The organism is Polaribacter sp. Q13 (assembly GCF_016858305.2).
Taxonomy (GTDB): Bacteria; Bacteroidota; Bacteroidia; order Flavobacteriales; family Flavobacteriaceae; genus Polaribacter.
Window position 1 is genome coordinate 3,654,987 of record NZ_CP074436.1, and the last position, 13,902, is coordinate 3,668,888.

The 13,902-nt window shown below is 31.1% G+C and carries 13 protein-coding genes; 7 read left to right on the forward strand and 6 right to left on the reverse strand.

The annotated features are described in order from the left end of the window. Position 1: 1 nt before the first annotated feature. Entirely contained in the window at positions 2-517 is a 516-nt protein-coding gene (locus JOP69_RS15400; RefSeq protein WP_203391794.1) for a gamma carbonic anhydrase family protein, read from the forward strand. 176 nt (positions 518-693) lie between these two features. On the opposite strand, the gene JOP69_RS15405 is transcribed toward JOP69_RS15400, so the two are convergent. Then, a complete protein-coding gene (locus JOP69_RS15405; RefSeq protein WP_203391795.1) occupies positions 694-1,170 on the reverse strand; it encodes a hypothetical protein in 477 nt (158 codons plus the stop codon). A 187-nt stretch (positions 1,171-1,357) separates the two neighbouring features. After that, positions 1,358-1,759: a Spy/CpxP family protein refolding chaperone gene (locus tag JOP69_RS15410; RefSeq protein ID WP_203391796.1), complete on the reverse strand. Its 402-nt coding sequence runs from the start codon at positions 1,757-1,759 to the stop codon at positions 1,358-1,360. A 99-nt stretch (positions 1,760-1,858) separates the two neighbouring features. On the opposite strand from JOP69_RS15410, the gene JOP69_RS15415 reads away from it, so the two are divergent. After that, positions 1,859-3,487, forward strand: a complete 1,629-nt coding sequence (locus JOP69_RS15415; protein WP_203391797.1) for a mechanosensitive ion channel family protein — start codon at positions 1,859-1,861, stop codon at positions 3,485-3,487. A gap of 206 nt (positions 3,488-3,693) precedes the next feature. Here the strand turns inward: JOP69_RS15415 and JOP69_RS15420 are convergent, their stop codons facing one another. The 4 genes from JOP69_RS15420 to JOP69_RS15435 all read right to left on the reverse strand — a co-directional run bounded on the left by JOP69_RS15420 (position 3,694) and on the right by JOP69_RS15435 (position 10,516). Then, positions 3,694-4,647 carry a tRNA-dihydrouridine synthase gene (locus JOP69_RS15420; protein WP_203391798.1) on the reverse strand — a complete coding sequence of 318 codons (954 nt, stop codon included), beginning with the start codon at positions 4,645-4,647 and terminating at the stop codon, positions 3,694-3,696. 274 nt (positions 4,648-4,921) lie between these two features. Beyond that, the gene (locus JOP69_RS15425) at positions 4,922-7,408 is read right to left on the reverse strand and encodes a zinc-dependent metalloprotease (protein ID WP_203392092.1); all 2,487 of its coding nucleotides are present in this window, start codon (positions 7,406-7,408) and stop codon (positions 4,922-4,924) included. Positions 7,409-7,623: 215 nt separating this feature from the next. Beyond that, positions 7,624-9,522 carry an amidophosphoribosyltransferase gene (locus JOP69_RS15430; protein WP_203391799.1) on the reverse strand — a complete coding sequence of 633 codons (1,899 nt, stop codon included), beginning with the start codon at positions 9,520-9,522 and terminating at the stop codon, positions 7,624-7,626. A gap of 67 nt (positions 9,523-9,589) precedes the next feature. Beyond that, positions 9,590-10,516 carry a PfkB family carbohydrate kinase gene (locus JOP69_RS15435; RefSeq protein WP_203391800.1) on the reverse strand — a complete coding sequence of 309 codons (927 nt, stop codon included), beginning with the start codon at positions 10,514-10,516 and terminating at the stop codon, positions 9,590-9,592. Between the two features lie 72 nt (positions 10,517-10,588). Here JOP69_RS15435 and JOP69_RS15440 point away from each other — a divergent pair, with 72 nt between their 5' ends. From JOP69_RS15440 to JOP69_RS15460, 5 genes are all read left to right on the forward strand, one after another. After that, positions 10,589-11,014, forward strand: coding sequence for a SufE family protein (locus JOP69_RS15440; protein WP_203391801.1), 426 nt, complete (start codon positions 10,589-10,591; stop codon positions 11,012-11,014). Positions 11,015-11,053: 39 nt separating this feature from the next. Then, positions 11,054-11,374: a DUF59 domain-containing protein gene (locus JOP69_RS15445; protein ID WP_203391802.1), complete on the forward strand. Its 321-nt coding sequence runs from the start codon at positions 11,054-11,056 to the stop codon at positions 11,372-11,374. A 95-nt stretch (positions 11,375-11,469) separates the two neighbouring features. After that, entirely contained in the window at positions 11,470-11,982 is a 513-nt protein-coding gene (locus tag JOP69_RS15450) for a DUF2480 family protein (protein WP_203391803.1), read from the forward strand. Positions 11,983-12,021: 39 nt separating this feature from the next. Continuing rightward, positions 12,022-12,888: a DUF3078 domain-containing protein gene (locus tag JOP69_RS15455; RefSeq protein WP_203391804.1), complete on the forward strand. Its 867-nt coding sequence runs from the start codon at positions 12,022-12,024 to the stop codon at positions 12,886-12,888. 59 nt (positions 12,889-12,947) lie between these two features. Next, a complete protein-coding gene (locus JOP69_RS15460; protein ID WP_203391805.1) occupies positions 12,948-13,880 on the forward strand; it encodes a DUF3078 domain-containing protein in 933 nt (310 codons plus the stop codon). The last annotated feature ends 22 nt before the right edge of the window (positions 13,881-13,902 follow it).

Below are 13,902 nucleotides of genomic sequence, written 5' to 3' on the forward strand. Positions count from 1 at the left end.
AATGGCACTAATAAAATCCGTACAAGGAAAACACCCACAAATACCAGAAGATTGTTATGTAGCAGAAAACGCAACTATTGTTGGCGATGTTTCTCTAGGTAAAGAATGTAGTATTTGGTTTAATGCAGTAATTCGTGGCGATGTGCATTATATAAAAATTGGTAATAAAGTCAACATTCAAGATGGGGCAGTTATACACGCAACATATCAAAAATCGCCTACAACAATAGGTAATAACGTTTCCATTGGGCACAATGCCATGGTACATGGTTGTACAATTCACGACAATGTTTTGGTGGGTATGGGCTCCATTATTATGGACGATTGTGTGGTAGAATCTAACTCAATTATTGCTGCAGGAGCAGTAGTCACTAAAAATACGCACGTAAAAAGTGGAAGTATTTATGCTGGAGTTCCTGCTAAAAAAGTAAAAGATATTTCTCAAGAATTAATTTCTGGTGAGATAGATAGAATTGCTAACAATTATGTAAAATACTCAAGTTGGTTTAAAGAGTAAATTTTGGGCGTTACACAAGGTCGGGCTTTCACTACTCGCTTTTTTTGTAAACACAAAAAAGAGCTCAAACAGACCGTTCAATCCCTAACGCAAAACACCAATTCGTTATATACACAAAAACCCGATTTCAATTAAGAAATCGGGTTTTTTCAATCAACTAATCAACCAAAACTAGTTTACTTTCCTTGTTGAGTTTTATTTCCTTTTTTATTCCCTTTTTTATTTTTTGATCCTTTTCTATTATTCATCGCCATTTTACCTCTGGCTTTTTGCATTTCTTCAAATTTTACCAGTTGTTCTTTATCTAAAATGTCTTTCATACGATTTTTCATGGTAATCTTATTATCTAATTGCTTGTTTTGCATAGCATACATTTCATCTGCTGTTGGTCTTTTGTTGGCTGTTCTATTCGCTTTTCTTTTTGCCATAGACGCTTTTCTTTCTGCCATTTGAGCCATCAAAAGAGGTTTAATTTGCTCTTGTTGATTTTTAGATAAATCTAAAGTTAGTGACATTTTTTTAACAGCTAAAGAAGCATGTTGTTCTATTGATAATTTAGAGATTCTTTCTCCGTTTCCTTGTCTTTTTTTCTGTGCTTGTGTAGTAAATGTTACTGCAAAAACTAATACTAAGATGCTTGCTAATTTTTTCATATCTATATAAATTTAATGTTTTGTTTTATACTTCTTTGACTGTTTATAAATAAAAAGGTTTAATGTAATTTTTTGTTTAACAAGTATTTAACAGATAAAAAGTGTTTAAAAAGCAAAAACTCGGTTTCAATAAAGAAACCGAGTTTTTTAATAAACTAATCAACCCAAAACTAGTTACATAAAATTTTTAATTTTTTTGTTTTTTAACTCTATTTTTAGCATTTCCTTTTTTCTCCTTAGCCATTGCTTCAAACTTAGCAAATTGATCTTTGTCTAGAATACTTGCCATTTCAGTATTGAAAGTAGCAGCTTTTTCTTTTCTATCAGCATTTAATTGTTTGCGCTCTTCTTTACTAGGTTTTTCTCCAGACTCTTGTGTGGCTTTTCTTTTTTCCATCGCAGCTTTTCTATCAGCCATTTGTCCTTCTAATAAAGGTTTAATTTTACTTTGTTGATCTTCTGATAAACTTAAATCTTTTGTTATTTTTTTAAGCATCTTTTCAGCAGAAGGTTTTCCTCCTTTTTTTTGCGCTTGCGCAGTAAATGTAAAAGCTAATACAAATACTAAAATAGTTACTATGTTTTTCATTTTTTTTTTTTGTTATTTAATAATTACACATCTTTGACACTTAAAAAAGGAAAAGGTTTAAATTTGTATTTCTGTTTAACACAATTTTAAGAAAAAAAGATGAAAAAATTTTTGTGGCTCCTTTTTTTATTACCAACATTTACCATAGCACAAGATAGTATTCGTGTAGATTTGAGTAACCCTCACGCTACCATTTATACACATTTATATTTTTTACAATCAGATTCTTACGAGCCTGAAAAAGCTGCGAAAACTATTTTAGGATTCTCTAAAGAGAAAGCAGTTGAAAAAGCAATTAAAATAAAACAAGTTTTAGATGGTAAAGGTTTATATGTAGATATGAACAAGATTCCTACTAGTCCTAATTATAAAGATACTGTAGGGTATTCTTCTTATTCTAAATATGTAATTTTTCCTGAAAGGATGCCTCAGATTTATGTAGAAAAAATAGGTAATAATTGGTATTACTCAACAGAAACAATAACAAAAATAGAAAGTTTATACAAAGAGGTGTACCCTTGGTATATTCAAAAATTACAGAAATTAATTCCTGTTTCTGGACGAAAAAAAATAGTAGGTTTAGAGCTTTGGCAAATAGCAGGTTTGTTATTAATGCTTGTTCTAGGGTATTTTATTTTTTTAATAGCAAAGAGATTCGCTTTTTTTCTACTACTAAAATTACAACATCAAATTACCAAAAACACTAATTTTGAAGTTAATAAAGTGATTAAGAAATTGGCGCATCCAATAAGTTTATTGGTTACGTTAACCTTTATAGATAAAGTTTTTCCATCCTTACAATTTGGGTTAACCACAAATACATGGGTGTTTTTAGCTTTAAATATTGCAGAAACAGTTTTCTGGATTTATGTTTTCTTAAAATTAGTGCAAGTTGTAATGCGTATTTATGCAGAGTTTACAGAGAGAACTCATGGTAGATTAGATGATCAATTAGTACCTATTTTACATAGTTTCTTAACAGGTTTGGTTCTTGTAGCTGGTGTATTAAAATTATTAGTTCTTTTTGGTGTAGATACTACAACAATGATTGCTGGTGCAACTATTGGAGGTTTGGCATTTGCGTTGGCTTCTCAAGACACTGTAAAAAACCTAATTGGTACCATTATGATTTTTCTTGATAAACCTTTTCATATAGATGATTGGATTGAAGCAGGTGAAGTTGTGGGTACTGTAGAAAGAGTAGGGTTTAGGTCTACACAAGTACGTGCAGCAGATACTTCTATTTATCAAATACCAAATAGTAGATTGTCTGAATTGGTTATCAATAATAAAGGCTTGCGTTTATTTAGACGTTACAATACAAACTTAGGTTTGCGTTATGATACACCTCCAGAATTAATAGAAGCTTTTGTAAAAGGTGTAAGGGAAATTATTATTGCACATCCAGAGACTCGTTCTGACTCTTATAATGTAGAGTTTACAGGTTTTGGAGATTCTGCTTTATTGATTATGGTAAATGTGTATTTTAAGAGTTTAACTTGGGGAGTAGAGCAGTCTTCTAAACACAGATTGCATATAGCAATCGTAAAATTAGCGAAAGAATTAGGGGTAGATTTTGCTTTTCCTTCTACTACGGTTACTATAGAAACTTTTCCAGAGAAAAAAGGTTTAAACCCAAAATACGATATTGATAAAGAACGAATAGATACTGTAATTGCAACTGTTGTTAGCGATTTTAATAAAGAAAACCCTAGTGAAACTGAATAACTTTTCATAGAAAGTTTACGAAGCAATCTGTAGTTAAAATAGCACTATTATCTGTTTTTGGAGGATAACTTTATTAATTAGAAAAGTCAATTTTAAAACGGATGTCATTCCGAATGAGGGACGAAGAGGAATCTCATTTCGAGTATACGAAACAAGCGGCTAATAGATCAAGCTGATTGCTTCGTACCTCGCAATGCCGAATTTAATTAGCCATTTTTAGCTTCTTTAATAATTTCTTTAACAGCAATTTCATATTTTTTTGAATTTCCTGCTTTTTTAATCTTTTTAAAAGTCTTTTGAGGATTGGAAAAGCTCTGAGAAAAGTATTCCCAAAAACCTAGCATTTTCATTTTAATAGGTGTTGGTCCAGAAAGCGCAGCATCATATTCTGTGAAAATTCGATCATGAAATTCGTTAAAAAGATCGTATCTATTTTTAGGGTATTCTGTGGTGTCGTTTTTTATCATACTTGGTAAAAAAGGATCGGCAATTAAGCCTCTACCAATCATCCAATGATCTATGGATGGAAAACGTTCTTGTAGTTTTTTAAATGTCGCAACAGAAGTTATATCACCATTATAATACAATTTGTGCTTTGTATTGTCTACACATTTCTGAAAAGAATCTAAATCTGTTCCGCCTTTGTATAATTGTTTTCCTATTCTTGCGTGAATGGCAATGTTTTTTAGCGGATATTTATCTAAAACAGGTAAAGTCTCCAATATTTCTTCTGGCGTATCATACCCCATTCTCATTTTCATTGAAACTAAAATGTCTGATTCATTATGAATTTTATGAAGAATGCTATTTATTTTTTCTGGATCGGCAATTAGTCCAGAACCCATACCACGTTTGGTAACCATCGGGTAGGGGCAGCCTAAATTCCAGTTTAATTCTTTATAACCTAATTCTCTTACATATTTAGAAACAAATAGAAATTCATCTACATCATTGGTAATAATTTGCGGAATTACTTCTAACTCATTATTGTTATCTAATTGAATGTCTTTTTTGTAAGAATTTTTAATCACTAATTTTCCGTTTAAACGGATATAAGGCGAATAAAAAGAGTCTATTCCACCAAAAAAATGATTGAAAGCATTTCTAAATTTGTAATCTGTAAAGCCTTGTAAAGGAGATGATAAAAGAGTTTGACTCATAAAAAATATTGTGCTGCAAATATAGAATACTTTTTAATGCGTTTATTATAAAAAGTGATAAAGCAAATAAGTTTCTTTGGTATTGCAGCGATACCTTGTTTATGGTACCACTTGTTTGAGCTAGGCCCTCAAAAAAAACTAAAGATGTAAAAGATTTTGAGTTTTAGAATTTTTGAATTTCCGGTATCGGATGACTTATGTAGAACTTTAGTTTAAACAAAAACCTCATCAAATTTGATGAGGTTTTATAATTCTATGTGATGAATATTTTAAATTATTTAGGATCTAAAATAGTATCAATTCTGTCTACAACATCTTGCAAGTGGTAGCGTGTTAAAGTGTTCCCTCTGTTAGAAGCAGATTTTGCATCACGTTGTAAACGTTTCAACTCGCCTCTTGCTACAGATTTTACATCAGATTGATTGATAGTAATACCAGTACTTTTTCTATAACCGCTATTATAACCTTTTTGGTCAGTTGCTTTATTTAATAAATAATCTAACCGATCTAAATATGCTCTTTGTAAGTTTCTTCTATAGGTATCAATAGATTTACCAGCATAGATTTCGCTCCAAACTCCTTTTCTTAAATCGCTCATCATATTAATTAATGAATAAGCACTAGTACCATTAGAAGTTTCATTTTCTATCATACGAGCCATTCTTCCAGCATCTAATATATTATTTAAAGTCTTAGCTTGTAAACCACGCACTCTTTCTACAGAACCAGAAAATTCGGTTTTGTTAAAAATATTTTTATCTAGCATCCAAGTAGGTGTTTTAAATAATTCATCAATTACAAATTGTAAAGCTTCTTTTTGAGTTGCTTTGTCTACACACGTGTAAACAGCACCTTCTTGGTCGGTAGTTTTAAAGTTTTCATAAACACCACCAACATTGGCTGTTACATGCCCCATATATCTATTAAACTGACTTAAAACTTGTCCGTACATCGTAGATAATTCATCATAATTTTTACCTTTTTCAGAAGTCCATTCTTCTAATCTCGGTAAAATTCTTTGTAAGTTTTTAATACCGTACATAGAAGCTTTCATAGCATTGTCTCCTAAATCTTCCGTTTGAGAGCTTGGGTCTACAACACCTGTAGCTTGTTGATGTCCGAATCTGTACATTGGGTCTCCCGCATGTTTTAAAATCCAAGCATCTAAAATTGGTTTTTCTTCTTTAGCAGTTTTATCAAGAATTGGTCTATATCCCCAAGAAATAGCATATTTATCATACACACCAATATTTGGCATTAAAGCAACACCTTTATCTTCTGGTTGTGCCACATAATTAAAACGAGCATAATCCATAATTGATGGAGCTGTTCCGTATTTTTTAGTGAAAGATGCAGAGCGTAAAGAATCTACAGGATATGCAGTAGAGCTCCCCATGTTGTGTGGTAAACCTAACGTGTGCCCTAGCTCATGAGAAGACACAAATTTGATTAATTCTCCCATGGTTTTTGTTTTAAAATTGTTTCCTCTTGCATCGGGATTAATCGCTGCAGTTTGAATAAAGAACCAATTGTGTAATAAAGACATTACATTATGATACCAGTTAATATCTGATTCTAAAATTTCTCCAGAACGGGGATCACTAACATGAGGACCGTTTGCATTAGGAATAGGAGACGCTAAATATCTAATTACAGAATAACGAATATCTTCTGGGCTATACTCTGGGTCTTCTTCTTTACTAGGTGCTCTTTTACCTACAATTGCATTTTTAAAACCTGCTGCTTCAAAAGCAACTTGCCAATCATTTACTCCTTGTATAATATAAGGAACCCACTCTTCTGGAGTTGCTCTGTCTACGTAGTAAATAATTTGTTTTTTAGGTTCTACTAACTCTCCTCTTTTAAATTTTTCGATATCTTCATCTTTTACTTCTAAACGATATCTGTCTAAATAAGTAACTGTTTTGCTTTTTTGAGCTTCTAAACCATAATCTGTTTGTCCGCGTGCAAACCAACCTACACGTTCATCAAAATATCTACGTTTCATAGGAACCTTTGGTAGCAAAACCATTGAATTACTCATTTCTAAGGTAATAGAACCTAGGGCATTATTAGAAGGTGCCTTACTTGCAAAATATGTTTTTACATGTCTAATTTCTATATTTTGTGGGTAACTACTAACACGATCGATGTAAGAACGATCTTTATCCATTCTTGTAACCCCATATGTTTTTCTGTAAAACCCAGGAAGACCTAACGGTTTTATATCTGCAGAAAATAGGGCAGTAGCATCTATAACTGTTGCAGTAGAATCTTTACTAATAGCTTTTATAGTAAAAGAAAATAAGATAGGTTCTAAGTTAGAATTAACAACAGCTTCATGAACCGGTAAAATAGTATCTGCAACGATATCATAAGAAACAATTCTTAAGAGTATTTGTTTTTTTTTCTTCTCCCATCGTAAAACTTGTGTGTTAGTTTTTCCGCCACCAAAACCAATTCCGGTTGCTGTTTTTGCTATTCTTGTTACCATTAACATTTCTCTTGTTAAAAGGGAATCTGGTATTTCAAAAAGATATGTATTGTCTTTTGAATGAACTTTAAATAAACCCTCGTCCGTTGTAAAGTCTTTGGTTACTACTTTGTTATAAGGTTGTAAGTCTCCTTTTTCGGGTTTCTTTTTTGGAGCTTCTTTAGGAGTTTCGTCCTTTTTTTTCTTCCAAAATTGGGCTTCTGTTTTGGTTGTAAAACCAAAAACAAAAGCAACTAATAGTAGTTTAGTGAGTAGTTTTTTTATTATCATTAAAATGTTGTTTGAATTGGTTTCGAAGTTAAGGAATCTAAAAAAATAGCAATCTTAATTATATGTTAAAGACAAACTACTTGTAATACCAAAAAAAAGCATCCAAAATTTTAGGATGCTTTTTTAAATTCTGATTTTTAGTGCAATAAAAAAGTAGGAATTTTAACTTCCTACTTTTAATACTATTTAATACTGTTAAGATTGTTATTAATTTAATACGCTCTTTCGTTATTTCCTTCGTAAAAGTTAATGTAAGCTTGGTTTACAACTCTCATTCCTCCTGGAGTAGGATAATTACCGGTAAAATACCAATCACCTAGATTATCTGGGCAAGCTTTATGCAAGCCTTCTATAGTTTGATAAATAACTTCAACTTCAGCTTTAATATCTTCTGTTTTTAACATTTCGGCAATCTTTGCAGAAATTTCTACAGCAGTAAAGGGGGTGTAAATTCCTTTTACATAGTTTATAATTTCGGTGTCAGATTTAGATTGTTGCGCTTTACATTTTTTGTAAACTTCGTCTACAATATGATATTGATTGGTGTCTTTTAATAACTCTAGAGCTGCATTAAAAGCAATAAAACCATCAATTTTTGCCATGTCTATTCCGTAACAATCTGGATAACGAATTTGTGGAGCAGAAGAAACTACTACTATTTTTTTAGGGCTTAGTCTGTCTAAAATTCTAATAATACTTTTCTTTAAAGTAGTACCTCTAACAATACTATCATCTATAATTACAAGATTGTCTGTTGGTTTTACTACACCATAAGTAATGTCATATACATGTTCTACCAAGTCATCTCTACTGCTATCATCTGCAATAAAAGTTCTTAGTTTGGCGTCTTTAATGGCTATTTTTTCAAAACGAGGTCTTGCAGATAATATTTCTGTAACTTTTTCGGCTGATAACTTACCAACCCCTGCTAAAATTTTTGCTGTTTTTTGCTGATTTAAAAAGTCTTCTGCAGCTTCTGTCATTCCGTAGAATGAAGTTTCTGCGGTATTAGGAATAAAAGAAAAAACAGTGTTAGAGATATCGTTATCTATAGATTTTAGAACTTCCGGAAAAACATATTTTCCTAAGTTTTTACGTTCTTCATAAATAGAAGCATCACTTCCTCTAGAGAAGTAAATACGCTCAAAAGAACAGGCTAAATTTTCTTTAGGTTCGTTGACTAATTTTATCGAAGTTTTTCCACTTTTTTTAATGATTAAAGCATGCCCTCTTTCTAATTCTTGTACCTGGTCAATTTTTACATTGAATACTGTTTGAATAACAGGTCTTTCGGAAGCAACTACAACAACTTCATCATCTTCGTAAAAATAGGTAGGTCTAATTCCGTTTGGATCTCTTAATACAAAAGCATCTCCATGCCCAACTATACCAGCCATGGCGTAACCACCATCCCAGTTTCTAGAAGATCTCTTTAAAACTTTTTTAAGTTTTAAATTTTCTTCGATATAGGGTGAAGCATCTTTTTTATTAAATCCTTTTTTCTTTGCTTCTAAGTATAACTTGCCTACTTCATCTTCTAAGAAATGACCAATTTTCTCCATTACAGTTACCGTGTCTGTAAATTCTTTTGGGTGTTGCCCTAACTCAATTAATTCTTCTAATATTTGATTAGAATTGGTCATGTTAAAGTTACCCGCAACTATTAAATTTTTATGTTTCCAGTTACTTTGGCGTAAAAACGGATGTACGCTTTCTATACTGTTTTTACCAAAAGTTCCATAACGTACGTGTCCTAAAAACAAATTACCAACATAAGGCATGTTTTCTTCTTGCCAAGCAACATCGTCTTTTTTATCTGGGTTTTGTTCTAAAACACCATTTAAACGCTCGTTAATTTGAGCAAACACGTCTTGTATAGGTTGCGATTGGTTAGAACGAACTCTACTAATATATCTTGTACCTGGAGCTACATTAAATTTTACACTAGCAAAACCGGCACCATCTTGTCCGCGATTGTGCTGTTTTTCCATTAATAAATACATTTTATTAATTCCGTAGAAAGCAGAACCGTATTTGTCTTTATAAAATTGTAACGGTTTCTTTAATCTAACAAGTGCAATTCCACATTCATGTTTAATAGCATCACTCATTGGTATTTATGGTTTTTTTGTTGTGTTGTTGTAAAAAAAAATCCGCAGCAAAAACCGCGGATTAAAATTAAGATATTTCTATATCAAATTGTGTTAATTCTTTAAAAGCTTGTAATCGCTTTTTAACTTCTTTTGCAGTAAGCTCTTGCATACGTTCTGTACCAAACTTTTCTACACAGAAAGAAGCTAAGTTAGAACCATATATAATTGCATTTTTCATGTTGTTAAATGAAATGTCTTCTGTTTTAGCTAAATATCCACAAAAACCACCAGCAAATGTGTCTCCTGCTCCTGTAGGATCAAATACTTCTGCTAAAGGTAATGCAGGTGCATAAAACATGTTTCCTTCATTAAATAATAATGCGCCATGTTCTCCTTTTTTAATAACCACGTATTTTGGTCCCATTTCATGAATCTTTTTAGCAGCATTTACTAAAGAATATTCTCCAGATAATTGACGTGCTTCTTCATCATTAATAGTAATTACATCTACTCTTTTTAAAACAGTATGTAAATCATCTAAAGCAATATCCATCCAAAAATTCATAGTATCTAATACTACTAATTTTGGTCTTTCAGACATTTGGTCTATAACAGAGGCTTGAGTTAACGGATGTAAGTTTCCTAACATAACAATACCTGCGTCTTTAAAGTTTTCTGGTACAACAGGTGTAAATGTTTCTAATACATTTAATTCTGTAATTAAGGTATCTCTAGAGTTCATATCATTATGATATTTACCACTCCAGAAAAAAGTTTTACCTTCTTTGTCTACTTCAATTCCATCAGTATTAATTCCTTTAGAATTCATCATTTCTAGATAAGAAGATGGAAAATCTCCACCAACTACAGAAACAACGCCTGTTTTTACTCCAAACTGACTTGCAGCTAGACCTACATAGGTTCCAGAACCCCCCAATATTTTATCAGTTTTCCCAAAAGGGGTTTCAATTGCATCAAAAGCTACTGTACCAACTGCTAATAATTTACTCATTTCTTAGATTTTATACGTAATTTTGCATTTTATAAAAATGCGTTTTAAAAAAGGCAAAAATAAGTTTTAAAAATGACTATCAAAGAAATACAAGAAGAAATTATTGATGAGTTTTCTATGTTTGATGATTGGATGGAACGCTATGAGTACATTATAGAGCTAGGGAAATCTTTACCAATTATTGATGATGCACATAAATTAGATGAGAATTTAATAAAAGGATGTCAGTCTAAAGTTTGGTTATTTTCTGAATTAGATAATGATGTTATTAAGTTTTCTGCGGATAGTGATGCTATTTTAACAAAGGGAATTGTGGCATTATTATTGAGGGTTTACTCAAATCAAAAACCAGTAGATATTTTAGCTGCAAATACAGATTTTATTGATGAAATTGGTTTAAAAGAACATTTATCGCCAACAAGAGCTAATGGTTTAGTTTCTATGATTAAGTATATAAAAATGTATGCAATAGCACAACAAACTAAATTAATGAATTAAAAATACAAGGGGTATAAAGCCATTGTTAAAAGAAATATAATGACAGATAAAGAGTTAGAAATAGTAGGAGATAAAATAGTAAATGTTTTAAAAACAATTTACGATCCAGAAATCCCTGTAGATATTTACGAATTAGGTTTAATTTATGATGTTTTTGTATCCGAAGAAAATAATGCAAAAATATTAATGACTTTAACATCACCTAACTGCCCGGTTGCAGAAAGTTTACCTGTTGAGGTTGAAGATAAAGTAAAAACTTTAAAGGAAATTAACGAGTGTGAAGTAGAAATCACTTTCGATCCTACTTGGACACAAGATATGATGAGCGAAGAGGCAAAACTAGAATTAGGAATGCTTTAAAATAGTATTCAGTTCTCAGAAATAAAAACAACTAACGTCATTTCGAAATGAGCTTTTTTAAGCGATTGAGAAATCTCATTTTTTAAACTTTTTACATGGCAGAAGAAATTATAAATAGGGTATCAAATAGTAAGCTTAAAACCTTTGATTTGGAAGAAATCTATCCAGAAGGAAAAAGAGTGGTATTTGATGTAAAAGATTGGTTGTTTCAAGAATTGATTTTAAAAGAAAAAGACTTTAGAGAATCTGTAAAAAACCATGATTGGTCTCAATACAAAAATTCTTTTGTAGCTATTTCTTGTTCTGTAGATGCCATAATTCCTTCTTGGGCTTTTATGTTGGTGGCTTCAGAGTTAATTCCGTTTGCAAATAAAGTAGTTATTGGTAATTTAGAATTATTAGAAACTGTACTTTATCAAGAATTAATAGGGTTCTTAGATTTTAAAGAATTTGCAGATGCACCCGTTATTATAAAAGGATGTGCTAATAAGCCCATACCTAATTCCGCTTACATTTTTTTAATAGAAAAATTACAACCAGTAGCAAGGTCTATCATGTTTGGAGAAGCTTGCTCAACAGTGCCTTTATATAAAACTAAAAAACAATAGTATTTTAATTATGCTATTGTTTTTGCAATTTAAATTACAATGAGAAGACCATTGCTACTTCTAGTATTACTTGTTATGTCTAGTTCTTTTTATGCACAAAAAAAGAAAAAAGATACACTACCTATACCTAAATGGAAGATTCTTGGCAAGTTTGATTTTGTTTTTAACCAATCTACTTTTTCTAATTGGGCATCTGGTGGAGAAAATACCGTTGCTGGAGATTTAAATATTCACTACGATATTAATTACAAAAAAAAGAATGTAAACTGGGATACTAGAATTTTAACGGGGTATGGATTGAGTCATTTAAATGACAAGGGATATCGAAAAACAAATGATAGATTCGAATTAAATTCACTATTAGGAATAAAATCAGGTAAAGATTGGTTTCTTTCTCAATTTATTAATTTTAAAACTCAGTATACAAGAGGTTATAATTATAAAAAAGAACCCGCTTTACCAGTTTCAGATTTTTTATCACCGGCATACCTAAGTATAGGAACAGGTATGTTATGGAAAAAATCTGATAATTCAAGTATAAACATTGCTCCAGCTACGGCCAGATTAACAATGGTTAGTGACTTTTTTTCTGGGCAGTATGGGGTAGATGAAGGAGACAATACAGCGTTTAGTTTAGGTTTTAATCTATCTGGTTATTTTAAGTTTCGTGTGATGGAGAATATTGAAATGGAAAATATTGTAGCCGTTTACTCAGATTACCTAGAAAAACCAGAGAATGTAGATATAGAAAACCAAACTAATCTTAAGTTTAAAGTAAATAATCATATTAAAATGAACATGACTTTTCATGCAATTGTAGATGATAATGCCTCTAGTAAAGTGCAGTTTAGACAATTATTTGGATTGGGGTTAAATTATAGTTTTCATGAAAAAGTGACTTATTAATTTTTTTATTGTCTAAATTAAGAAAAAGGGTACTTTTGTACTCTTAAAAATAAACAAAAATGAAAAAAGTTATTTTAGTATTCGTTTTTGCATTTTCATATACATTTATGAATGCTCAAACAGTAGAAGAATTAAAAAAAGAAGTATCATCTAAAAAAGGTGAGATTTCTAAATTAAACGGAGAAGTAGGTGCTTTACAAGCAAAAATTGATGCTTTTCCAGGTTGGAAATATGGTGCTTTTGGTACTTTAGGTGTTAATATTTCTGGTTTTAACAATTGGTACGCAAAAGGATCTCCAAACTCATCTGCAGGTAATATTGCTATTATTGGTAATGGTTATGCAAACTTAGATAGAGAAAAATATTTTTGGAGAAACTCTTTAAATGTAAATTTAAGCTGGGTAAAAAATGATGATACAGATATAGGTACTGATAGTGACAGTTTTGATGGAACTAACGATGTATTTACATTAACATCTTTATACGGTTACAAGCTTTCAAGCAAATGGGCTATTTCTGCTTTAGGAGAATACAGAACTACTTTAATAGATAATTTTAATGATCCAGGATATTTAGATCTTGGTATTGGTGCAACATGGACTCCTATTAAAAATTTAGTAGTTGTTATTCACCCATTAAACTACAATTTTGTATTTAGTAATGGAGCATCAGATTACACATCTTCTTTAGGTGCTAAGATTTATGCAGATTATACTAGAAAAATTGGTGCAATTAACTTTAAATCTAACGTTTCTGCTTTTCAAAGTTATAAATCTAACGATTTATCTAACATTACTTGGACCAACTCTTTCGGTTATACATTATGGAGAGGTATTGGTTTAGGTTTTGAATTTGGTTTAAGAAGCAACAAACAAGAAGCATTAAACAATGCTAATAGCGTTAACCCTGTACCTGTGCCAGCTGAAACTTTTGCTACTGTAGATAACAAATTACAATCTTACTGGTTATTTGGTCTTAACTACGGTTTCTAAATATAAAATATAATTTTCTAAC

Excerpts from the sequence above, each read along its gene's own strand:
- JOP69_RS15420 (WP_203391798.1), bottom strand. The coding sequence starts at position 4,647 with ATGAGTCAAACTCTTTTATCATCTCCTTTACAAGGCTTTACAGATTAC.
- JOP69_RS15445 (WP_203391802.1), top strand. The coding sequence starts at position 11,054 with ATGACAGATAAAGAGTTAGAAATAGTAGGAGATAAAATAGTAAATGTT.
- JOP69_RS15435 (WP_203391800.1), bottom strand. The coding sequence starts at position 10,516 with ATGAGTAAATTATTAGCAGTTGGTACAGTAGCTTTTGATGCAATTGAA.
- JOP69_RS15415 (WP_203391797.1), top strand. The coding sequence starts at position 1,859 with ATGAAAAAATTTTTGTGGCTCCTTTTTTTATTACCAACATTTACCATA.
- JOP69_RS15455 (WP_203391804.1), top strand. The coding sequence starts at position 12,022 with ATGAGAAGACCATTGCTACTTCTAGTATTACTTGTTATGTCTAGTTCT.
- JOP69_RS15440 (WP_203391801.1), top strand. The coding sequence starts at position 10,589 with ATGACTATCAAAGAAATACAAGAAGAAATTATTGATGAGTTTTCTATG.
- JOP69_RS15430 (WP_203391799.1), bottom strand. The coding sequence starts at position 9,522 with ATGAGTGATGCTATTAAACATGAATGTGGAATTGCACTTGTTAGATTA.
- JOP69_RS15410 (WP_203391796.1), bottom strand. The coding sequence starts at position 1,759 with ATGAAAAACATAGTAACTATTTTAGTATTTGTATTAGCTTTTACATTT.
- JOP69_RS15405 (WP_203391795.1), bottom strand. The coding sequence starts at position 1,170 with ATGAAAAAATTAGCAAGCATCTTAGTATTAGTTTTTGCAGTAACATTT.
- JOP69_RS15460 (WP_203391805.1), top strand. The coding sequence starts at position 12,948 with ATGAAAAAAGTTATTTTAGTATTCGTTTTTGCATTTTCATATACATTT.
- JOP69_RS15450 (WP_203391803.1), top strand. The coding sequence starts at position 11,470 with ATGGCAGAAGAAATTATAAATAGGGTATCAAATAGTAAGCTTAAAACC.
- JOP69_RS15400 (WP_203391794.1), top strand. The coding sequence starts at position 2 with ATGGCACTAATAAAATCCGTACAAGGAAAACACCCACAAATACCAGAA.